Origin of the sequence: Blautia sp. DFI.9.10 (genome assembly GCF_024461705.1) — a bacterium.
Lineage (GTDB): Bacteria > Bacillota > Clostridia > Lachnospirales > Lachnospiraceae > Blautia_A > Blautia_A fusiformis.
In genome coordinates this window covers 39,470-61,975 of sequence record NZ_JANGAA010000024.1, presented here as the reverse complement: position 1 = coordinate 61,975, position 22,506 = coordinate 39,470, and the positions used below count along the sequence as shown (strand labels likewise).

The 22,506-nt window shown below is 43.4% G+C and carries 19 protein-coding genes; 16 read left to right on the top strand and 3 right to left on the bottom strand.

All coding sequences use genetic code 11. The features are described 5' to 3' along the window. From NE671_RS13420 to uvrB, 5 genes are all read left to right on the top strand, one after another. The coding region (locus tag NE671_RS13420; protein ID WP_256164089.1) for an MFS transporter at window positions 1-634 on the top strand (634 nt) is incomplete at its 5' end. Between the two features lie 351 nt (window positions 635-985). Continuing rightward, a complete protein-coding gene (locus tag NE671_RS13415) occupies window positions 986-1,786 on the top strand; it encodes a helix-turn-helix transcriptional regulator (protein ID WP_092069620.1) in 801 nt (266 codons plus the stop codon). Between the two features lie 161 nt (window positions 1,787-1,947). Beyond that, on the top strand, window positions 1,948-2,760 hold the full coding sequence (locus NE671_RS13410; protein WP_021652318.1) for an HAD-IIA family hydrolase: 813 nt from the start codon (window positions 1,948-1,950) through the stop codon (window positions 2,758-2,760). Between the two features lie 32 nt (window positions 2,761-2,792). Beyond that, window positions 2,793-3,341 (top strand): hypothetical protein, encoded by a 549-nt coding sequence (locus NE671_RS13405; RefSeq protein WP_256164088.1) that lies wholly within the window; start codon window positions 2,793-2,795, stop codon window positions 3,339-3,341. Window positions 3,342-4,020: 679 nt separating this feature from the next. After that, a complete protein-coding gene (gene uvrB / locus NE671_RS13400; protein WP_256164087.1) occupies window positions 4,021-6,009 on the top strand; it encodes an excinuclease ABC subunit UvrB in 1,989 nt (662 codons plus the stop codon). A gap of 86 nt (window positions 6,010-6,095) precedes the next feature. Here uvrB and NE671_RS13395 read toward each other — a convergent pair whose 3' ends face one another. From NE671_RS13395 to NE671_RS13385, 3 genes are all read right to left on the bottom strand, one after another. Continuing rightward, entirely contained in the window at window positions 6,096-6,374 is a 279-nt protein-coding gene (locus NE671_RS13395; protein WP_256164086.1) for a hypothetical protein, read from the bottom strand. Window positions 6,375-6,491: 117 nt separating this feature from the next. Further along, window positions 6,492-8,087 carry a response regulator gene (locus NE671_RS13390; protein WP_256164085.1) on the bottom strand — a complete coding sequence of 532 codons (1,596 nt, stop codon included), beginning with the start codon at window positions 8,085-8,087 and terminating at the stop codon, window positions 6,492-6,494. Next, window positions 8,062-9,888 (bottom strand): sensor histidine kinase, encoded by a 1,827-nt coding sequence (locus NE671_RS13385; protein ID WP_256164084.1) that lies wholly within the window; start codon window positions 9,886-9,888, stop codon window positions 8,062-8,064. Before NE671_RS13385 ends, NE671_RS13390 begins: the two co-directional genes overlap by 26 nt. A gap of 245 nt (window positions 9,889-10,133) precedes the next feature. On the opposite strand from NE671_RS13385, the gene NE671_RS13380 reads away from it, so the two are divergent. From NE671_RS13380 to NE671_RS13330, 11 genes are all read left to right on the top strand, one after another. Beyond that, window positions 10,134-11,369, top strand: coding sequence for an ABC transporter substrate-binding protein (locus NE671_RS13380; protein WP_059085386.1), 1,236 nt, complete (start codon window positions 10,134-10,136; stop codon window positions 11,367-11,369). Window positions 11,370-11,447: 78 nt separating this feature from the next. Next, a complete protein-coding gene (locus NE671_RS13375) occupies window positions 11,448-12,326 on the top strand; it encodes a carbohydrate ABC transporter permease (RefSeq protein ID WP_044961978.1) in 879 nt (292 codons plus the stop codon). Between the two features lie 11 nt (window positions 12,327-12,337). After that, window positions 12,338-13,192, top strand: coding sequence for a carbohydrate ABC transporter permease (locus NE671_RS13370; protein WP_021652326.1), 855 nt, complete (start codon window positions 12,338-12,340; stop codon window positions 13,190-13,192). A 41-nt stretch (window positions 13,193-13,233) separates the two neighbouring features. Then, complete coding sequence (locus NE671_RS13365) at window positions 13,234-14,343, top strand: glycoside hydrolase family 172 protein (protein WP_173740412.1); 1,110 nt, start codon at window positions 13,234-13,236, stop codon at window positions 14,341-14,343. Window positions 14,344-14,358: 15 nt separating this feature from the next. Beyond that, window positions 14,359-15,612 carry an ABC transporter substrate-binding protein gene (locus NE671_RS13360; RefSeq protein WP_244095949.1) on the top strand — a complete coding sequence of 418 codons (1,254 nt, stop codon included), beginning with the start codon at window positions 14,359-14,361 and terminating at the stop codon, window positions 15,610-15,612. Window positions 15,613-15,788: 176 nt separating this feature from the next. Continuing rightward, window positions 15,789-16,832 carry a heat-inducible transcriptional repressor HrcA gene (gene hrcA / locus NE671_RS13355; RefSeq protein WP_015527075.1) on the top strand — a complete coding sequence of 348 codons (1,044 nt, stop codon included), beginning with the start codon at window positions 15,789-15,791 and terminating at the stop codon, window positions 16,830-16,832. Between the two features lie 18 nt (window positions 16,833-16,850). Further along, the gene (grpE, locus tag NE671_RS13350) at window positions 16,851-17,486 is read left to right on the top strand and encodes a nucleotide exchange factor GrpE (RefSeq protein WP_059085388.1); all 636 of its coding nucleotides are present in this window, start codon (window positions 16,851-16,853) and stop codon (window positions 17,484-17,486) included. Between the two features lie 53 nt (window positions 17,487-17,539). Further along, complete coding sequence (dnaK, locus tag NE671_RS13345) at window positions 17,540-19,432, top strand: molecular chaperone DnaK (protein WP_015527076.1); 1,893 nt, start codon at window positions 17,540-17,542, stop codon at window positions 19,430-19,432. Between the two features lie 21 nt (window positions 19,433-19,453). Continuing rightward, a complete protein-coding gene (dnaJ, locus tag NE671_RS13340) occupies window positions 19,454-20,644 on the top strand; it encodes a molecular chaperone DnaJ (RefSeq protein WP_110102501.1) in 1,191 nt (396 codons plus the stop codon). Window positions 20,645-20,802: 158 nt separating this feature from the next. Continuing rightward, window positions 20,803-21,756, top strand: coding sequence for a 50S ribosomal protein L11 methyltransferase (gene prmA / locus NE671_RS13335; RefSeq protein WP_021652332.1), 954 nt, complete (start codon window positions 20,803-20,805; stop codon window positions 21,754-21,756). 4 nt (window positions 21,757-21,760) lie between these two features. Next, window positions 21,761-22,504: a 16S rRNA (uracil(1498)-N(3))-methyltransferase gene (locus NE671_RS13330; protein WP_092071274.1), complete on the top strand. Its 744-nt coding sequence runs from the start codon at window positions 21,761-21,763 to the stop codon at window positions 22,502-22,504. The last annotated feature ends 2 nt before the right edge of the window (window positions 22,505-22,506 follow it).

Genomic DNA, 22,506 nt, shown 5'->3' with positions numbered 1-22,506 from the left:
ATGTCAAAACTGCTTTTTCGTTTACTCCATCATCGATTCTAACCTAAAGAATTTGTTTGGACAATTTGCATGGGCAGTAAATATTCCACTGATCATTGCTCTGATTTTCACACCGACATTAGTTGGTAAGTGGAAAGGTATGTATAAACTGAACTTAAGAGGTTATGTCTTAGCAGTCATCGGTAGAGCACTTGTTGTTGTTGCAGGATATATGGGCAGTGTTCCGTTGATGATGGCATTTACAGCTCTTGCAGCTTTAGGTCAGGGACCATGGCAGGGAGATATGAATGCAGTTATCGCATCCTGCTCTGAATACACTTATCTTACACAGGGAAAGAGAATTGACGGAACGATGTACTCTTGTACTTCTCTTGGCGTAAAAATCGGTGGAGGTATTGGAACCGCTGTTGTTGGATGGTTGCTTGAGTTGAGTGGATATATCGGAACAAATGCAACTCAGCCGCAGTCTGCACTTGATATGATGCAGTTTATGTATCTTTGGCTTCCGTTAATCTTTGATGTATTGATTATGTTTGTACTTTCAAGAATGAATGTAGAAGATGCAAATAAAAAACTGAAAGCAGAAAAAGGAATTGCTGCAGATGAAGTAACAGATGCATTAGACATAAATTAGAATTGACAGGAGAAAGCGTTGTCTGGTCGTTGCTCGATGAGACAGTGCTTTTTTCTATATATAAAGTGATAGAACTGTATTTTGAAAATAAAAAAGGACCACTTCATTTTTGTGAAATGGCCTTAAGAAAATATTCAGTTTTCACAAAATAGTCCTTTTAGTATTTATACATGGTAAGGATGCTCAAAATATTCAGTGTAGAATACCAAAAGGTTATTCAGATATTTTTTTAGGTTGCTCATTTGCAATTCCTCCTTTCCTTATTTACAAGTTGATTATAAGATAGGTGTAAAAGGATTGCTTGCCAAATCGAAAGAAGATATAGACAAATGTTGCAAAGGGGAGTATTTCATGCAGTTAAAATATGTTGACACAAAAGAGGAGATCATAGCAATAAATAGGAAGTCAAAACATATTGAACCACATCTTCATAATGCACTGGAGATCGTTTGTGTAACAAGTGGAGCATTAGAACTTGGTGTCGGACAGGAACTATACCATATGGAAAAAGGAGATATAGGCTTTGTATTTCCAGATGTTATTCATCACTATCAGGTACTGACACCCGGTGTAAATAAAGCGACTTATCTGATTGCATCGCCATTTACGATAGTCAAATTTGCAGATATCATGCAATCCATGGCTCCTGAATACCCAATCATCAAAGCGGAAAAGGTTGAACCGGAGGTATATAGGGTTATAAATGCAATTTTAGAGACAGAACAGTCGGATATTACTGTTGCACAGGCATATCTTCAAATTGTGTTGGCACGCTGCATAGGAAAATTAAATTTGGTAGAAAAGAGCAGTGTGGGGAGCAACGATCTTATTTACCAGACAGTTTCCTATATATCAGCAAATTTCAAGAAGAAGTTTTCGTTGGAAGAGATGGCAAAAGACCTGGGCGTGAGTAAATATGTTTTATCCAGACTCTTTTCCAAGACATTCCATAGAAACTTTAATCAATATCTTAACGATGCAAGGCTGAACTATGCATGCCATCGTTTGGAAAATACGAGTGATTCTATTACAAATATTTGTCTAGATAGTGGATTTGAAAGTCAGAGAACGTTTAACCGAGTATTTAAAGAAAGATATAAAATATCACCAAGTGATTATCGAAGTACTTGTGTGAAAGAGATGTTGTCATAAAAGGTTCTGTTGATCGAAATATTTACTTTGATTTTACAGTGCTATGTATTTGATTTCATGTGTGGATGATATAATATAAAAATATTTGTAGAAAATAGCGCTTTATTTTATTATGAAAAGAGTAAGGTGTATTCTAAAGAAACAAGAAAGGCAGGGCGCATATGAACATGATAAAATCCATAATCGATTTTAATGAAAAAAAAGGATTCATCTGTGATATGGATGGTGTGATCTATCATGGCAATCAGATATTGCCAGGTGTTCCAGAATTCATCCAGTGGTTGCATGATGAAAAGAAAGAATATTTGTTTTTGACAAATAATAGTGGATATACACCACGAGAATTAAATCAGAAATTGGCTAGGATGGGACTTGATGTGCCAGAAGAACATTTTTATACCAGTGCATTGGCAACAGCCGCATTTTTAAAAGAACAGGCGGCAGGCTGTTCGGCATTTGTGATAGGAGAAGCCGGCCTGTTAAATGCACTTTATGATGTAGGTATCACAATGAATGATGTAAATCCGGATTATGTTGTTGTGGGAGAGGGACGCTCCTATTCATTGGATACATTAACAAAAGCAACGAATTTAGTTCTGAAAGGTGCAAAGCTGATCGGAGCAAACTCAGATGTTTCCGGACCGATTGAGAACGGCATTGCTCCTGCTTGTCGTGCATTGATTGCACCTATAGAAATGGCAACAGGTACACAGGCATATTTCTGTGGGAAACCGAATCCACTGATGATGAGAACAGGATTGAATATGCTTGGATGTCATTCAGCAGAAGCTGTAATGGTTGGGGATCGTATGGATACAGATGTGATTTCAGGAATGGAAAGTGGTATGTCTACTGTATTGGTTCTCTCTGGATGTTCAACGAAGGATACACTCAAAACTTATGCTTATCTTCCGACAATGGTATTGAATGGAGTGGGAGATATCGCCAGTATGGCAAAAGCAAAAGAGGAATAGTGTGATTAGGCAAATACCAGGAGGTAAAGTATATGATGAAACTTGATAATTTTGTAGGAATGATGACAGGACATTTTGATAATAAGGATCAATTTAATAAGATGCAGGCAGAAGGGAAAACATATCCATATGCGGAACATGTAAATACAATCTGTAATGACAAAATAAATAACCTTCCTGAAGATTTCAAAGGAAAATTTGTTGTTGAAGAGAGTTATTATGAAATTAATGGAAAACGTCATGCATCTCCACATCTTTTCCTTATCACGGAAATAGAACAGGGAATTTTACTTTCTTCTTATGAAATTCCAAAAGGAGAAGATAAAAATACATTTTCATATGATTCTATGAAGAATGTTGATTACTCTAAACTAGAAAAATCTGAAAAATTTAATCCGGCACTTTATCATGAAAAGAACGGAATCTGGGAGGGAGGCAGCACAAGCCAGTTCTCTCCGGTAATGACATTCAAACTTTGGGAAAAGTTTTCCAACAATTTTCTGGAAGTATCGGAAAGCATGGAAGTTAATGGAAAGAGAACTTTTGGATATGATGAACCAATAATTTATAAGCGTGTATAATCAAAGGTCTGCATATTGGGATGAACTTCAGTTTGTAGAGGACTCGATGAATTTGCGTAATATTGGGCGTTACATGAATGTTAATTTAAGAAAATAATATGGTAAGCAAAAGCGGGATAACTTTTCAAATATAAAAATAAGCGATATTATAAAAATTCTTTTTCAATTAAAAATAAGAAATAATTATCTGCCGTACGACGGCAAAAGAAAAAAGCCGTCGTACAGCAGTCATTTGACACGCCCGTATAAAACGGCGGCTTTGACTTTTCAAAGTCGCTGTTTCTTTGCGTTTACGCAAACTTATCATATTGAGTGAAGTATCGAAAGTGATTGAAATAGACTTAATCCTGGAGGAATATTTCAACGCAGCATGATAACAAATAAGAATCGAACGTTTGTACTTTTTTCTTGCGTTAATCTATATACTTTCAAAAATTTATTTGATATAATAGGGACTGTTACAAGAACAAACAGTAAAAATATGACAGGACCGGAGGTTAGTATTTTCAGGTATTTCCGAGTGCTGTTTTATCCGCAAATATTAGTTTTGTGACTTTTATTCGTAACGAGGTGAGAAACACATCTATTCACTATAAAAATGAGCTTTTCGTTACGAATCTGGATACGAATTTTTGGCTGATAATGATCATAGTAAAAGTCACAAATGGAGGGATTTACCATGAATGAGTTCAAATTAAAAGCCCCATACAAGCCGACCGGCGATCAGCCCCAGGCCATCGAGAAATTGGTCGAGGGATTTAAAGAAGGCAACCAGTTCGAGACTTTGCTTGGTGTCACCGGCTCCGGTAAGACCTTCACCATGGCGAATGTCATTGCCCAGTTAAACAAGCCAACTCTGGTACTTGCCCATAATAAAACACTGGCGGCACAGCTTTACGGCGAGATGAAAGAATTCTTCCCGGAAAACGCAGTAGAATATTTTGTCTCCTACTACGATTACTATCAGCCGGAGGCTTATGTCCCGTCCACAGATACCTACATCGCTAAGGACGCATCCACTAACGATGAGATCGATAAGCTCCGTCTCTCCGCTACAGCAGCCTTATGTGAGCGCAAGGATGTGATCGTGGTTTCGTCGGTATCCTGTATCTATGGCTTAGGTGCACCTCAGGAGTTTTTTGATATGATGATCTCTCTTCGCCCTGGAATGGAGAAGGACCGTGATGAGGTTATCAAACAGCTGATCGATATCCAGTACACAAGAAATGAGATGGATTTTCATAGAGGAACTTTTCGGGTGCGTGGCGATGTGCTGGAAATCTTTCCAGCTAACTCTACAGACCGGGCAGTGCGTGTGGAATTTTTTGGCGATGAGATCGAGCGGATCACAGATATCGATGTGCTTACCGGTGAGATCAAAAGTGTGGAAAGCCATGCGGCGATTTTTCCGGCGTCCCATTATGTTGTGCCTCAGGAGCAGATCCGCCGTGCGGCAGATGCCATCCTGGAAGAGATGAAACATCAGGTGGAATATTTCAAAAGTGAGGACAAGCTGATCGAGGCCCAGCGAATTGCCGAGAGAACCAACTTTGATGTGGAAATGATGAAGGAAACAGGATTCTGTTCCGGAATCGAGAATTATTCCAGACATCTGACCGGGCTTGCACCGGGGCAGCCGCCGTATACACTGATGGATTACTTCGGAGATGATTTTTTACTTATTATAGATGAGTCCCATAAGACAGTTCCCCAGGTAGGCGGTATGTATGCCGGTGATCAGAGCCGTAAACAGACACTGGTGGATTACGGCTTCCGACTTCCGTCTGCCAAGGATAACCGTCCATTGAGCTTTGATGAATTCGAGAACAAGCTTGATCAGGTAATGTTTGTATCTGCGACACCGGGAGAATATGAGTTTGACCATGAACTTCTCCGGGCAGAGCAGATCATCCGCCCTACCGGACTTCTTGATCCGAAGGTAGAGGTGCGTCCGATCGAAGGACAGATCGATGATCTTGTAGCAGAAGTAAATAAGGAAATTGAAAAGAAAAACAAAGTCCTGATCACGACTCTGACCAAACGTATGGCAGAGGACCTTACGGATTATATGAAGGATCTGGGAATCCGTGTCCGGTACCTCCATTCAGACATTGACACTCTGGAACGTGCGGAAATCATCCGCGATATGCGCCTGGATGTGTTTGATGTGCTAGTCGGGATCAACCTTCTGCGAGAAGGACTGGATATTCCGGAGATCACGCTGGTAGCGATCCTGGATGCAGATAAGGAAGGCTTCCTTCGTTCGGAAACATCCCTGGTACAGACTATCGGCCGTGCTGCCCGGAACAGCGAAGGCCATGTGATCATGTATGCAGATAATATGACAGAATCCATGGAAAAAGCAATCTCGGAGACAGAAAGAAGGAGAGCGATACAGGAGGCTTACAACAGGGAGCATGGCATCACTCCAACCACGATCAAGAAGGCGGTCCGTGATCTGATCGCTGTTTCGAAGAAGGTGGCAGAGACAGAAGTGAAGCTTAAAAAGGATCCGGAATCCATGAACCGAAAAGAACTGACGAAGGTGATCGCTCAGGTAGAGAAGCAGATGCGTGCTGCGGCAGCAGACCTGAATTTCGAGCAGGCTGCTGAGCTGAGAGACAAGATGCTCGAATTAAAAAAGAATTTGGAAGAATTAACGGAATAGGCTGCGAAGCAGCTGACAGTACAACACCCCTGGCTGTTACAGCCAGGGGTGTTGTCGGGTATGCTCGATCTGTTTTTAGGAAAAGCTTATTTTGTAGTTGAAAAGCCCAGGGAGCGCAGGGTGATGCCGGAGCCCTTGAGAAGATCAGCCCAATATGGAACAGCCATATCCAGAGTGTCGTTGGCAAGCTCGGAAGCATCTTTTTGTGTCAGGATCTCATAAGGATCTGTAAGCTTGGAAGAACTGATCCTGGGAGCGGCCTCTGTAACACAGACTGTGCCAGGCAGAATTGCCGATTCTGCCGGGAGTATGGCCAGTACAAAGACTGTCATCAGAGATATCAGGATTTTTTTCCATTTTTTCATAGCGATCCCTCCTTCGAAAAAATATGATGGTTCTCTTTATTGATTGATTATAAGTAAAATTCCGGAGAAGGGCACTGGCATTTGTGCCAGTAACTTTGTTATAAAGAAGAGAAGAAGTTATGTATGCTGTTCCCGATAGGCGGAAGGTGTGATCCCCATTTTCTTTTTGAAGCTGGTGCTGAAATAATATTGATTGGCATAACCACATTTCAGGCTGATCTCCTTCAGACTCATAGTAGTCGTAGTCAGGTAACGGGCGGCTGCGGAAATTCGCTGAGATGTGATAAAGTCACTGAGACTGATTCCCTGATTTTTTTTGAAAAGAGCACTTAAATAAGCAGGGCTTACATTGGCAGAGGCAGCAATATCATTGAGGCAGAGCGTATTGTCAGTGTAGTGTTCGTTGATATAGGAAATCACCAGTTCGCAGAGCTTCTGGTGATAATCATTCATGGAGGAATCAAGCTTCCGACATAAAAGATGGCACAGATCCTTCAGCCATTGACATAGCTCTTCCGTATTATGAAACTCATTTATGTGGTTGTAAACATACAAAATTTTAGCTTCAAGGTCATGCGTATCCAGATTTAATTCATAGAAAAATTTCAGGATCCGGCCAAGAAGAGAATAAATCTGTATGAAAGCGAAATTCTTTGTGCGAAATTTCTGAGTGAGCCAGTCGGAAAAATTCTGAAACCAGAGATCTATGGCAGCGGTATCCTTTTTGCAGAGAAGCCGGATCAGTTCATCCTCCTTTGTATCTGAAAAATCTGCAACAGACAGATCGGAACCCAGAGCCTCTCTTCCGTCAAAGATATTCTGATGCGGGAAAAAGAATCTGTATTCCAGTGCATGTACGGCGCTTTTGTAAGAATGGTTCAGGTTCCAGAAATCCTGGACAATTGTTCCGATACCTGCATTGAGAGAAAGTCCCAGTGGCTGGCAGGCATCTGCGATTGAGGAAATAAGTCCGCTGGTAAGCTGGCGGAAGCTGTTGGACTGACAGCCGCTGTGTCCCAGAATGCACAGATAGCCATCCATATCCGGGAGAAGATACACAAAATCAAGAGAAGCGGTTTCCTCAGTTATCAGATCCTGAAGGTTGAAAAGCTCCATCTGAAACTTTTCAATCCCGTAAACAGCTTTTAGATCCGGAGCATTTTCAAGCTCCAGAATAACAACTGTATAAAAATCATAATTCAGCTCCAGGTTCAGATACTTAAGATAAGGCTTCAGTCGGTAGGCTGCTTCAGAAGACGGAAGGTGTGTGATCTCGCGGAAAAATTTTTCTGTAAGAAGAGGCCTGCTTTGCTTCAGAAGCTGGAGATTTTTCTGTTCCTTTTCCATCAGTGCAAAAGCGTTTTTTACCTTCTGGATAAGATAGGCATAATCCAGAGGCTTTTCGATATAATCCAGAGCACCGAGGAGCAGAGCGCGTCTTGCATATTCAAATTTATCATAGGCACTGATCAGGATGATCTTCACCATAGGATTGATCTCAAGAGCTTGACGGCTCATGGAAATGCCGTCAAGATCAGGCATTTCAATGTCAGAAATGATCAGATCTACAGGCTCTTTTTTCATGGCTTCGATAGCAGAGGTTCCATTGTAGCAGACATGGATGATCTCTGCATTCAGTGTTTCCCAGTCTATGTTTTTTTCGATACCTTCTGCAGATAAGTAATTATCATCTACGATCATTATTTTTTTCATCGATATCTTCCTCCATCTGTTCGAATTCAATGGTGACGTATGTGCCGTTTCCGGGGTTGCTGCGGATCCTTACGGAACCGTTTCCGTATAATGGGTTGGAAATACGGGAACTTACGTTGGAAATTCCAAAATGCTTCTCATAATCAATAACATTATGCTCAATAGCATGGCGCAGCTGTGCAAGGGTTTCGGAGTCCATGCCGGCACCGTTGTCCTCAATGGAGATCACAACCGTATCATCGCCATAAAGAACATGGATCGAAATGAAAACAGCTGGTGTGCCCGAAGAAATCCCGTGCAGAATGGAATTTTCGAGAAATGGCTGAAGTGTAAACTTGCAGATCAGGAAATTTTCGATTCCATCTTCTGCTTCGATCTCCCAGTCCAGATTATCTTTATGACAGAGCTTTTCCATTTCCAGATAAAGCCGGGCAATTTCCAATTCATCTTTAATAGGAATAAGTTCCTTTGATTTACGCAGGGTAAGACGGTAAAAGGCAGTCAGATCTGCGATCATCTGATCAGCAATGTCAAGCTTTCCAAGGGACTGGCAGGTACGGATCGATCCCAGGATATTGTAAAGAAAATGCGGATTGATCTGTGACTGGAGCAGCTGGTATTTCAGACGTTCTTCGTTTACGGAAAGATTTACAATGGACTTCAGGTTTCCGGCTATTGTGTGTTGCATATCTTCAAAGGTGATGCCCAGTCTGTCAATCTCATCATACCTGGAAGGATCATCCGGGTGGGGAACAGTAACGATAGATAGATGTTCCGGGTCATATCCCAGCTGAAAGGCTTCCATTGCATAGGAAAGTGCAGTGATCTTCCGGGTAAGATTTTCGGAAAACAGGATAACGATGATAACAGTAAGGAGCAAGAAAATAAGGACAGTGATCAGTAAGGCACGGATCAGGATGTGCGTGTTGCCCTGAATATAGCTTTCCGGGATTTCGGTAACATGAAGCCAGCCATTGCTTAAGGTGCAGCAGTTATAATATTTGTCGCCGCTGTGAAAAGAAGAATCTGCATTTCCTTTGAGTTTCTGAAACTGTGCTTTGGAAATTCCGGATAAATTCAGTGAGGATGTATTTTTTGCTGCAATCTCTCCGTGATCTGTGAGAATGTAGCTGTATATGCGGGAATCCAAAGCAGCAGGCTGCAGATAAGTGGTAAGCTCTGAAGTGTCCAGAGCAATGCCGTAGGCGTATTCCAGAATACCGGTGGCCTGATTTTTCAGTGCCCGGACGCAGAGGATCACATCGGCAGATGACTTTTTTGTGGACAGTATTTTAGGCAGAGGCATATTGGAAACCGGTATCCAGACAGAGGAAAAGCCTGAACCGGAAACAATATTTTTATCCAGACCATATGCAGAAAGCTCATCTGTGGAAAAGAAGTACAGGCTTTCTTTTGAACCGAGCTGATCGGGCTGCAGAAAAACATATATATGGAAGAAATCGAATGTGGATTTATACAGCGAAATATTGTTTTTCACAGCGGTGAATTTTTTCAGTGCATCTACCTTATTAGAGGAAGGCTGATTTAGGGAGTACATTTGAAACTGTATGGTATCTGCTACATTTTCAACCTGACCGAGGCGGTCGTTCAGCTGAGAGACTAGCTGCTTGTCAGTCATTACGGCAGAATCGATGATATGATCTCTGGCAATGTTATAGGAAATGTGATAGCTGATGAAGGTCAGGGAAATCAGAGGTACCATAGTTGCAATCAGAAATGCGAGCAGGAGCTTATAGCGAAATGAGGAAAAACTGGGTGGGATACATTTGTAGAATTTCATAGTACATATTCTCCTTTATGTCAAAAACAAATTAATGAAACCGAATTCGGCTGTGAAAAAAGCCGTTACAAATATAGATTATATAAAAGGATTATAAAAAATTAACAACAAAAATACAAGAGAACGAAAAATAATATAAATAAATCATAAAATATTGTATTTAGAATGAGGGGGCTCTCTGGTATCCTTAAACCATCAAAAACAGGTGTGGACAAACACGAAAATGTCCAGAAAGGAAGAAAGATATGAAGAAAAAAGTAATGAGTGCAGTTTTGGCAGCAGCGATGGTTGTGGGTATGGCAGGTAACGTGGTTACTGTTTCCGCAAAGGAAAAATATGATCTTACCTTATACAGCGTCAACACCACAGACCCGGATTTTGAGGACTGGCTTGCAAATGTGGAAGATGCCACGGGCCTGAACATTAATGTAATTGCGGCACCTACAGATACAGATACCCGTCAGCAGAAGATCACCACAATGCTTTCCACAGGAGATACTTCCGTGGATGTCATTGAGATCAACGATGAGATGAGCGCGGCATTTAAAAATTCCGGATGGCTGGAAGGACTGAACGATACAGTAATGACAGATGATATCGCTGATCAGTTTGCCCAGGGATATGTAAAGGATATGATCACAGATAAGGACGGAAACATCGTCGGTGTTCCAGGCTATACAGGATATCTTGCATTCTGGGTAAATCAGGAGATCATGGATGAGGTCGGAATCAAATCCATTGATACAAAAGAGGATTTCATGAAGTATATGAAGGCTGTTTCCAAGGACGGAAGATTCGGCTACGGCGGTTCCTGGGAGAAAACCTATGCATTTAACGAGCTTGCACAGTTTGTAAACATGTTCGGCGGCGATTATTTTGACTGGACCAAAGAGGAAAACAAGGAAGCAGTTCAGTTCCTTCACGATCTGGTTGCTAATAAAGAAACATCCATCGAACAGATTGCAGATAAATATGACCAGATGAATCCGAAGATCAATGACGGAAAATACGGATGCTGGTTCATGTGGGGCCTTGGAACAGATTATGCAAAGGCAGATATGCTTGGCGCAGATAAGATCCACATGGAAATGGTACCGGATTTCAGCGGCAAGGGAGAGCGTGCGATCTTTACAGATTCCTGGAGCTATGTTCTCAATAAAGCATCCAAGAATAAAGATGCAGCTGTGAAATTCCTCCAGTATATGGCTGATGAAGGCGGAATGGAAGCTTCCTATAAAGCATTTGACAGATATCCTGCAAGAAAGGATGTTGCAGAGAAGGTAGTTCCGGATTCTGACCCGGCAAAAGAAATGTACAGCAGATATGCAAATGAATGCAATGTACAGGGACGTCCGATGGTGGCACAGACAATGGAATTTATCACCGATATGGGAACGATCTTCCAGTCCTGTATGAAAGACGAGATCACAGTTGATGAGTTCTGCAAGAAGGCTCAGGATGTGGTAGATATGTATAAGTAAAAGATATAAAAAAACAGCAATGTAAAGCAGAGGTAAAAGTCTGCTTTACATTGCTTGATGAACAGGGAGGAAAGTTCCATGACAATAAGTAAAAAAAATATGAAGTGGATACCGTGGCTTTTGATCCTGCCAGTTGTACTGATTCGAGGCTTTACAACAGTATATCCCATTCTGATGACTGTGAAAAACAGCTTCTTTAATATCAGTATCCTTGCAGGTATCAATGAATTTATAGGCTTCAAGAATTACCTGAAGGTATTTTCTGATCCTAAAGTGCTTACATCGATCAGCTTTACGGCAATATTTGTGGTTGCTTCCATGATCTTTCATGTGATCCTCGGAGTTATCCTGGCACTGATCCTGAATATGAAATTCAAAGGCCGCCGTTTTCTGAGGACCATCGTGCTGATCCCGTGGGCTATGCCTGCAGTAGTAGCCGGTATGGCTGCAAAATGGGCATTTAACAATGATTATGGTCTGATCAATGATTTTATCCGCTGGTTTGTACCGGGTTACCAGAACAGCTGGCTGATCAATACAGGTACTGCAAGAGCAGCGGTAATTGCAATGGACCTGTGGAAGGACCTTCCGTTCTTTGCAATTCTTGTACTTTCCGGACTTCAGTTTATTTCCGGCGATATCTATGAGGCAGCAAAGGTAGACGGTGCAAACGGGATCCAGAGCTTTTTCCGGATCACACTTCCGCTGATCGCAAAAAATGTCCTGACTTTATGTATTCCGTTCACACTCTGGAGACTGACAACCTTCGATCTGGTTTATTCCATGACATCTGGAGGCCCTGGAGAGGATACTGCGCTGATCGCATACAGAATCACAACAGAAGCATTTACAAATCTAAACGTAGGATATGCTTCGGCGCTGGCTATGCTGCTGTTTGTTGTAATGGCGATCTTCAGCTGGCTGAATATACGTGTTATGAATAAGTTTGACAGTTAGGGGGAATTATCGTGAAGAATACAGGAAAATATAATGTTTATCATGGAGTGGTAGCCGTTGGAAGATGGGTTCTGTTTGCAGTTGTGGCTTTTCTGATCCTGTTCCCGGTTTACTGGATCTTTATTTCTTCGATCACACCGTCAGGAGAATTGTTTAAAACACCGATCGATTATCTTCCGGATCATCCCACACTGGAAAGCTATAAATTTCTGATACAGAATGTAGGACTGCTTTCAAAGATCGGAAATACAGTTCTGATCGTAGGCATTACACTCGTGATCAGTACCGTGCTGTGTGCAATGGCTGCCTATGGCTTCTCAAGATTTAACTCAAAGGGAGTTTCTGTTGCATTTGCGTTTGTTCTGGCTACCATGCTGATCCCTGAGGTTGTCACAGCCCGCCCGCTGTATGAGTTTATGCAGAAGGTAAAGCTGTATGATACATATCCGGGACTTATCCTTCTTTATATCAGTACCGTTATACCGTTTACGGTTCTGATCCTCAGAAACTTTGTCGGTGAGATCCCGATCTCACTGGAGGAGGCAGCTGCTATTGACGGCGCATCTTTTTCACAGAGACTGTTTACGATCGTTCTGCCGCTGATGAAGCCGGCAATCGCTACGGTTTGCATTATCAACTTTATTACCTGTCTGAATAACTTTTTCACACCGTTGTTTTATTCAAATGGTATTCAGGTACTTTCTGTTTCCATCGTACAGCTTCCGTTACGTGACAACATGTATGGAGTTCCGTGGGATCTGGTCAGCGCCATGGGATGGATCATCCTTCTTCCGATCATTATCTTTGTAGCTGTTTTTGAGAAACAGATCATGGATGGTATCATGGCAGGTGGAGTAAAAGCGTAAATATAATATTTTTAATTTCCAAAAGAGAGGAGAAAACAGATATGTATCAGGCATTTACAGGCGGACTGGGAGGGATCGCACTTGCAAAGCATGGAAAAAGCCGTGCGATCAACGCAGAAAATCCTCATGGAGAAAAAGGCAGAGGCGGTATGGCTGCAAGTCATCTGGGACCGTCCAGAAAAGGAAGCCCGTGTCTCAGGGATATTGAGCCGGGAACTGTGGTAACTCTGGCAGAAATGGAAGGACCGGGACAGATCAATCATATCTGGATCACCGTTGATAACAAGACTACAGAGGCAGATTGCTTTGTACTGAGAGATCTTGTAATCCGTATGTACTGGGATGACGAGGAAACTCCTTCCGTGGAAAGTCCTCTGGGTGATTTCTTCTGCTGCGGATTCGGAAGAGAATGTTTTGTAAATTCTGTTCCGGTGGCTGTTGTTCCAAACAGGGGCTTTAACTGCTATTTCCCGATGCCGTTTAAGAAGAAAGCAAAGATCACACTGGAAAACCAGCATGCAAATAAAATCCCGGCTTTCTTTTATCAGGTAGATTACTGTCTCTATGATGAGCTTCCGGACGATATTGCTTATTTCCATGCGCAGTGGAGAAGGGAACGGTTGACAGAAAAAACAAAAGATTATACAATTTTGGATGGAGTAAAAGGAAAAGGCCATTATATAGGAACCTACATGGCACTTACCACACTGGAACGTTACTGGTGGGGCGAGGGAGAAATGAAGTTTTATATTGACGGAGATGAGGAGTATCCGACCATCTGCGGAACAGGAACGGAAGATTACTTTGGAGGTTCCTGGAGCTTTGCCAAACAGGTGGATGGAAAAACCGTGGAACAGAATTATAACACACCGTATCTGGGATATCCGTATTATTCTGCTCATGACGAACTGATCCACAATTTTTATCATAATGATGACTGCCCGCCAATGAGAGGCTTTTACAGATGGCACTTACAGGATCCGATCTGCTTTGAAGAGGATCTTCGCGTTACGATCCAGCAGATAGGCGTCGGATACCGTGGCCTGTTTGAACGACAGGATGATGTGGCAAGTGTAGCGTACTGGTATCAGACACTTCCTCATGCACAGTTCCAGCCGTTGATGTCAAAAGAGGATAGATGGCCCAGATAAAAAGGGTGGTAGAGATTGAAAAAACAGGTATTTTGCGGGGTATTTGCCCTGGCTCTGGCAGTGACAGGATGTGGAGCCCAGAAGAAGGAGACTGCATCTGATATTGTGCCGGAGAACAGACAGGAACTGACGATCCTTCATGTGGATGCAGACACAGAGGGCTTTGATTCTTTTATCAGTCAGGCGGAAAAGGATCTTGGAATAGAGATCCATATCGAAAAATGTCCGTCTAATGCGGACAATCGCCAGGCCAAAATAGCAACTCTTCTGACATCAGGAGATGATTCTGTTGATCTGATCACAGTAAATGATGAGATGATATCCGAATTTAAGCATAAGGGATTTCTTCTTCCGCTGGAAGATACGGTTATGACAGAGGAGACAGCGGCGAATTTTCCACAGGAATACCTGAAAGAAATATGCATGTCAGACGGACATATTTTTTCGGTACCGTTCAGGATGGATATTATGGCATTCTGGGTGAACCAGGAATTGCTGGATCAGGCTGGTCTGGACAGACTCTCCGGTCTCAGTGATCTTGAGATTCTTCAGAAAAAGCTTCAGAATACGGGAAAATATGCATACGGGGATGCATGGGAGATTTCCTACATATATAACAGTATCAGCGAGTATGTCAATTTTTTCGGAGGAGATTATACAGACTGGACGGATTCGAAAACCAGAGAAGCGGCAGGATATATGAAGCGAATGCTGGATACAGGGATGATATCAGAGGAGAATCTGATCGACCAGCATGATCAGCTGAGTGAAAAATTTATAAACGGCCAGTATGGATGTATGTTCATGTATACCGGTGCGTTGAGTACCTTTCAGAATGCAGGCGTGTATGGAAAAGATAAGATCCATATGGCACCATTTCCGGAATTTGACGAGAAGGTGACCAATATCGCAACCTGGCAGTATGTACTGAATAAAAATTCTGATCATAAAGAAGCAGCTCTGAAGTTCCTTCAGTATGTGTCCGGATATGAGGCCAGTAAAAATTACGGACAGCTGACAAAAATGTGTCCGGCAAGACTGGATGTGATCGAGGATAAGAATTTTGATCTGGATGGCATTGAAATGATCCGGCAATATCTGAAAGATTATAAGCTGAAAGCAAGACCACTGTGTGCCGATTCCATAGAAGCTATTTCGGCTATGGGTACGGAATTTCAGAAATATGTGCTGGGACAGAAAACAGAAGCGGAATTTTTTGCCGGGGCACAGAAATGCATAGACCAGTATTACAAAAAAGCATCGTACTGATGCTTTTTTTGTTGCGAAAAAATAAGAACTTTTTTTCAAAACATATTGACAAATATTTTACATGGTGATATCTTAAAGACTGTAGATGTTAGCACTCCACTAAAATGAGTGCTAACAGATATAAAAAAAGAATCAACATCCGTCAGGAAAGAATAAAAAGGAAAGGAGATGGATTCATGGAAGAGGTGTTGAATGAGCGCAAGCAAAAAATCTTAAAAGCAATCATCAAGACCTATATGGAAACCGGAGAACCGGTTGGTTCCAGGACCATTTCCAAGTATGCGGATCTCAATGTCAGTTCCGCAACGATCCGAAATGAAATGTCAGACCTGACAGATATGGGCTATATCGTCCAGCCTCATACCTCAGCAGGAAGGATTCCTTCAGATAAGGGCTACAGACTTTACGTCAATGAGCTAATGAAGGAGAAGGAAGCGGAGGTCGCAGAGCTGCGAGATCTGATCATTGAGAAGACAGATAAGATGGATAAGGTGCTTAAGAAGGTTGCGAAGGTTCTTGCTTCCAATACCAACTATGCTACCATGGTTTCCGTTCCGCAGTACAGCGGCAACAAGATCAAGTTCATCCAGCTGTCGAGGATGAGCGAGCTTCAGCTTGTGGCAGTGGTTGTCAGTGACAACAACACAGTCCGGAACCAGATCATCAATCTGGATGAGGAAATGGACGACCAGACGATCCTGAAACTGAATCTTCTTCTTAACACCAATCTCAATGGGATCCCGATCCAGGATATCAACCTTGGGATGATCGCCAGACTGAAGGAACAGGCAGGCAGCCACAGCGGTGTGGTGGCAACGGTTCTGGATGCAGTGGCAGCCACCATTCATGTGGAAGAGGAAGATATGGAGATCTATACTTCAGGTGCAACTAACATCTTCAAGTATCCGGAGCTTGCCGATAAAGAGAAGGCAACGGAGCTGATCTCCGCATTTGAGGAGAAGCATGAACTTGCCGATCTTGTAAAAGAACAGATGTCAGATGGAGAGAATACAGGAATCCAGGTTTACATCGGTGATGAGATGCCAATCCAGACCATGAAGGACTGCAGCATTGTAACTGCCAGATATGAACTGGGAGACGGAATGTACGGAACCATCGGGATCATCGGTCCCAAACGAATGGATTATGAGAATGTAGTGGACAGTCTGAAGGAACTGAAGAATCATCTGGATGACGTTTTGAAAAAGAAGAAAACTTAGAAAGGCGGTAGAAAAAAAGTGTCGGAGGAAACAAAGAAAACATCCGAAGAGCAGGAAGCGGAGAAGGAAATCCCCGTAACTGACGGAGATCAGGAAGAAGAAAACCTGACACCGGAGGGAGAAGATCTGCCGGAGGAAGAAAACAATACTCCAGGCGAAGAAGCTGCCTCAGAGGATAAAAAAGAAGAAAAATCAAAAACTTCCTTCTTCGGAAAGAAGAAAAAAGATAAATCTGAGCAGAAGGTGGAGGAACTTACCGATCGCCTGAAGCGTACCATGGCTGAATTTGACAATTTCCGTAAAAGAACGGAAAAAGAAAAATCCAGTATGTACATCATCGGAGCAAAAGAGATCGTTGAAAAGATCCTGCCGGTTGTGGATAACTTCGAAAGAGGTCTTGCACAGGCACAGGAAGGCGATGCTTTTGCAGATGGAATGAAAATGATCTACAAGCAGCTTACCACAACACTGGATGAGCTTGGTGTGAAGCCGATCGAAGCAGTGGGAAAGGAATTCAACCCGGATTTCCATAATGCAGTGATGCATGTGGAGGATGAAGAGGTTGGAGAGAACATCGTGGTGGAAGAATTCCAGAAGGGTTACACCTACAAGGATTTCGTAGTACGCCACAGTATGGTAAAGGTTGCGAACTAACTGACAACAAACTTTATTTTAACAGATACAGACTAAAACAGGAGGAAAAAATCATGGGAAAGATTATTGGTATTGACTTAGGTACAACAAACAGCTGTGTAGCCGTAATGGAAGGTGGACAGCCGACAGTTATCGCAAATACAGAAGGCGCAAGAACAACACCATCCGTTGTAGCATTCACAAAAACAGGAGAGCGTCTGGTAGGTGAGCCTGCAAAACGTCAGGCAGTTACAAATGCAGACAGAACGATCTCCTCTATCAAAAGAGAGATGGGTACCGATTACCGTGTAACCATCGATGACAAGAAATATTCTCCACAGGAGATCTCCGCAATGATCCTTCAGAAACTGAAAAAGGATGCAGAGGCATATCTTGGTGAGAAAGTAACAGAGGCAGTTATCACAGTTCCGGCTTACTTCAACGATGCTCAGCGTCAGGCTACCAAAGATGCAGGTAAGATCGCAGGTCTTGATGTAAAACGTATCATCAACGAGCCTACAGCAGCAGCTCTTGCATATGGTCTTGACAATGAGAAAGAGCAGAAGATCATGGTATACGACCTTGGCGGCGGTACATTCGATGTATCCGTGATCGAGATCGGTGATGGTGTTATCGAGGTTCTTTCCACAGCTGGTAACAACCGTCTTGGTGGAGATGACTTTGATAAGAAGGTCACAGATTACATGCTTTCCGAGTTCAAGAGAACAGAGGGCGTAGACTTAAGCAACGATAAGATGGCTCTTCAGAGACTGAAAGAGGCAGCTGAGAAGGCTAAGAAAGAGCTTTCTTCTGCAACAACAACAAACATCAACCTTCCGTTCATCACAGCTACAGCTGAGGGACCGAAGCATTTCGATATGAACCTTACAAGAGCTAAATTTGATGAGCTGACACATGATCTTGTAGAGATGACTGCAGAGCCGGTTCGCCGTGCACTGTCTGATGCAGGTATCACAGCTTCCGAGCTTGGCCAGGTACTTCTGGTTGGTGGTTCTTCCCGTATCCCGGCTGTACAGGATAAGGTAAGACAGTTAACTGGCAAAGAGCCAAGCAAGAACCTGAACCCGGATGAGTGTGTTGCACTTGGTGCTTCCGTACAGGGTGGTAAACTTGCAGGTGATGCAGGTGCCGGTGATATCCTTCTTCTGGATGTTACCCCACTGTCACTGTCCATCGAGACAATGGGTGGTATCGCAACTCGTCTGATCGAGAGAAATACTACAATTCCTACAAAGAAGAGCCAGATCTTCTCCACAGCAGCAGATAACCAGACAGCTGTAGATATCAACGTTGTACAGGGTGAGCGTCAGTTCGCAAAGGACAACAAATCCCTCGGCCAGTTCCGTCTGGATGGAATCCCGCCAGCACGTCGTGGAGTTCCGCAGATTGAGGTAACATTTGATATTGATGCCAACGGTATCGTTAATGTATCCGCTAAAGACCTTGGAACAGGTAAAGAGCAGCACATCACAATCACAGCTGGTTCCAATATGTCCGATTCCGATATCGACAAAGCTGTCAAAGAAGCAGCTGAGTTCGAGGCTCAGGATAAGAAACGTAAAGAGGCGATCGACACAAGAAACAATGCAGACTCCATGGTATTCCAGGTTGAGAACGCACTGAAAGAAGCTGGCGACAAGCTTGACGCAAACGATAAAGCAAGTGTTGAGGCTGACCTCAATGCACTGAAAGATCTTCTTGCACAGACAGCAAATGCTCAGGAGCTTACTGATTCTCAGGTTGCAGATATCAAAGCTGCACAGGAGAAGATGATGGAGAGCGCTCAGAAACTGTTCTCCAAGATGTATGAGCAGACTCAGGGAGCTCAGGGTCAGGCTGGTCCTGGACCGGATATGGGCAACATGGGCGGAAACGCTGGTGCTCAGGGCGGAAATGAAGCAGGATACGGCGATGATGTTGTAGATGCTGATTACAAGGAAGTCTAAGACAAGTAGGAAATAATTACAATGGCTGATAAAAGAGATTATTATGAAGTCTTAGGTGTGGATAAAAACGCCGACGACGCAACATTAAAAAAAGCATATCGTAAGCTGGCCAAGAAATATCACCCGGATGTAAATCCGGGTGATAAAGAGGCTGAAGCGAAATTCAAAGAGGCGACAGAGGCTTACTCCGTTTTAAGTGATGCCGACAAGAGAAGACAGTATGATCAGTTTGGTCATGCAGCATTCGAAAACGGCGGCGGAGGCGGTGCCGGCGGCTTTGGTGGATTTGACTTCAACGGTGCGGATATGGGAGACATCTTCGGAGATATCTTCGGAGACCTGTTCGGCGGCGGAGGCAGAACCAGACGGGCCAACAATGGACCGATGAAGGGTGCCAACCTTCGTGCACGTGTGAACATTACTTTTGAGGAAGCGGTTTTCGGATGCGAGAAAGAGCTGGAAATCGTTCTCAAAGATGAGTGTACCACATGTCACGGAACCGGAGCGAAACCGGGAACATCACCGATCACCTGTCCGAAATGTAAAGGCCAGGGCCAGATCGTTTACACCCAGCAGTCCATGTTTGGTATGGTACGTAATGTTCAGACCTGTCCGGACTGTAATGGAACCGGTAAGGTGATCAAGGACAAATGCAGTGCCTGCCGTGGAACCGGATATACCTCTTCCAGAAAGAAGATCCAGGTATCTGTACCGGCCGGTATTGATAATGGTCAGTGTATCCGTATCCGTGAAAAAGGTGAGCCGGGAACCAACGGCGGACCGAGAGGAGATCTGCTGGTTGAGGTAAATGTAGCCCGTCATCCGATCTTCCAGAGACAGGATATGAATATCTTTTCAACAGCTCCGATCACATTTGCACAGGCTGCACTTGGCGGTGAGATGCGTATTAATACCGTTGACGGTGAGGTTTCCTATGAGGTGAAACCGGGAACACAGACGGATACAAGAATCCGCCTGAAGGGCAAAGGTGTTCCGTCATTACGTAACAAGAACGTTCGTGGTGACCACTATGTAACACTGGTAGTCCAGACTCCGACAAATCTCAATGAGGAAGCAAAGAAAGCTCTGGAAGCTTTTGATGCGGCATGTGGAAACCGTCCGTCAGAGGACAGCACATCCGAGACTTCCGAAAAAACCGAAAAGAAGAAAAAAGGTTTCCGTGAGAAAGTAAAGGAAATGTTTGAGGAATAAATAAAGTGAAAACAGGAAAGAGGCACAAAATGCCTCTTTCTTTTTTTTCTGTATTCGTGTATATTAAAAGAAGTGCCCGTTTTCGGGACAATAGAAAACAGGCGACAGACTGGAATGAAAATCCGTAAATGTGTATACAGCATAAGGAGATATAAAAGATGAAATGGAACCGTTTTACACTTAAGACAAAAACAGAGGCAGAGGATATTGTGATCTGTACACTTGCCGAGGTGGGGATTGAAGGTGTGGAGATCCAGGACAAGCAGCCGCTGACCGATGAGGATAAGGCACAGATGTTTGTGGATATTATGCCGGAAGGACCAGCAGATGACGGGATCGCATATCTGAACTTCTATCTGGAAGAGGATGCGGATACCGAGGCAATCCTGAAAGATGTGAAGGCTGCACTGGAGGATCTGAGAAGCTTTGTGGATATTGGAGAGGCAACCATCACAGAATCCCAGACAGAGGACAAGGACTGGATCAATAACTGGAAACAGTACTTCCATCAGTTCTATGTAGACGACATTCTGATCGTACCGTCCTGGGAAGAAGTGAAGGCAGAAGATAAGGACAAGATGATCCTCCACATTGATCCGGGAACTGCCTTTGGTACAGGAATGCATGAGACCACACAGCTTGTGATCCGTCAGCTGAAGAAATTTGTGAAGCCGGGAATGGAGATCCTTGATGTGGGAACCGGAAGTGGAATCCTGGGAATCGTTGCACTGAAGCTTGGTGCAGGTCATGTGGTTGGTACAGATCTTGATCCCTGTGCAGTTCCGGCAGTGTCTGAGAACAAGGAGGCCAACCAGATCGAGGAGAAATCCTTTGACATGATGATCGGAAACATCATCGATGACAAAGAAGTTCAGAATCAGGTCGGATATGAGAAATATGATATCGTAACTGCAAATATCCTGGCAGATGTTCTGGTACCGCTGACTCCGGTGATCGTTGCACAGATGAAAAAAGGCGCTTACTACATTACATCAGGCATCCTGGATGTAAAGGAGGATGTCGTAGTGAAGGCTGTAAAAGATGCCGGACTAACGCTTGTTGAGGTGACTCATCAGGGCGAGTGGGTATCTGTGACAGCAAGAAAGGACTGATCTCATGCAGCGATTTTTTGTGGAACCTCATCAGATCGACAGGGACAGACATGAGATCCGTATCACAGGAAATGATGTCAATCATATTGTCAATGTGCTCCGCATGAAAAAAGACGAGGAGCTCTGGATCAGCGATAAGGAAAAAGAATATCACTGTGTGATCGAAAACGCGGGGGAGGATGAAGTCCTGCTTCATATCCTCTATGTACAGGAGCCGGATTATGAGCTGCAGAACCGTATTTATCTTTTTCAGGGACTGCCGAAGGCTGATAAGATGGAGCTGATCATCCAGAAGGCAGTAGAGCTTGGAGCATATTCCGTAGTTCCGGTTTCAACCAGACGCTGCGTGGTAAAACTGGATAACAAAAAAGCAGAAAAAAAAGTATCCCGCTGGCAGCAGATCGCAGAAAGTGCGGCAAAACAGTCCAAGCGTATGCTGGTGCCGGAGGTACATTCTGTGATGACCTTTAAAGAAGCCCTTGTCTATGCAAAAGAACTGGACGTTCTATTGATCCCTTATGAGCTTGCAAAGGGAATGAAAGAGACGAAAGAACTGATCCGGTCGATCGAACCGGGAAAAAGCATCGGTGTCTTTATCGGCCCTGAGGGTGGTTTTGAAGAGCAGGAAGTGGCAGATGCCATGGAAGCCGGTGCGAAACCCATCACCCTGGGACACCGGATCTTACGGACAGAAACTGCGGGACTCGCAGTACTTTCTGTTCTGATGTTTCAACTGGAGGATGAATAAAC

What these genes read in the sequence shown, in the direction of transcription:
- hrcA (WP_015527075.1), top strand. Translation starts at nt 15,789, where the DNA reads ATGGAAGAGGTGTTGAATGAGCGCAAGCAAAAAATCTTAAAAGCAATC.
- dnaK (WP_015527076.1), top strand. Translation starts at nt 17,540, where the DNA reads ATGGGAAAGATTATTGGTATTGACTTAGGTACAACAAACAGCTGTGTA.
- NE671_RS13415 (WP_092069620.1), top strand. Translation starts at nt 986, where the DNA reads ATGCAGTTAAAATATGTTGACACAAAAGAGGAGATCATAGCAATAAAT.
- NE671_RS13380 (WP_059085386.1), top strand. Translation starts at nt 10,134, where the DNA reads ATGAAGAAAAAAGTAATGAGTGCAGTTTTGGCAGCAGCGATGGTTGTG.
- NE671_RS13395 (WP_256164086.1), bottom strand. Translation starts at nt 6,374, where the DNA reads ATGAAAAAATGGAAAAAAATCCTGATATCTCTGATGACAGTCTTTGTA.
- dnaJ (WP_110102501.1), top strand. Translation starts at nt 19,454, where the DNA reads ATGGCTGATAAAAGAGATTATTATGAAGTCTTAGGTGTGGATAAAAAC.
- NE671_RS13410 (WP_021652318.1), top strand. Translation starts at nt 1,948, where the DNA reads ATGAACATGATAAAATCCATAATCGATTTTAATGAAAAAAAAGGATTC.
- NE671_RS13365 (WP_173740412.1), top strand. Translation starts at nt 13,234, where the DNA reads ATGTATCAGGCATTTACAGGCGGACTGGGAGGGATCGCACTTGCAAAG.
- NE671_RS13375 (WP_044961978.1), top strand. Translation starts at nt 11,448, where the DNA reads ATGACAATAAGTAAAAAAAATATGAAGTGGATACCGTGGCTTTTGATC.
- NE671_RS13390 (WP_256164085.1), bottom strand. Translation starts at nt 8,087, where the DNA reads ATGAAAAAAATAATGATCGTAGATGATAATTACTTATCTGCAGAAGGT.
- NE671_RS13330 (WP_092071274.1), top strand. Translation starts at nt 21,761, where the DNA reads ATGCAGCGATTTTTTGTGGAACCTCATCAGATCGACAGGGACAGACAT.
- uvrB (WP_256164087.1), top strand. Translation starts at nt 4,021, where the DNA reads ATGAATGAGTTCAAATTAAAAGCCCCATACAAGCCGACCGGCGATCAG.
- prmA (WP_021652332.1), top strand. Translation starts at nt 20,803, where the DNA reads ATGAAATGGAACCGTTTTACACTTAAGACAAAAACAGAGGCAGAGGAT.
- NE671_RS13405 (WP_256164088.1), top strand. Translation starts at nt 2,793, where the DNA reads ATGATGAAACTTGATAATTTTGTAGGAATGATGACAGGACATTTTGAT.
- NE671_RS13385 (WP_256164084.1), bottom strand. Translation starts at nt 9,888, where the DNA reads ATGAAATTCTACAAATGTATCCCACCCAGTTTTTCCTCATTTCGCTAT.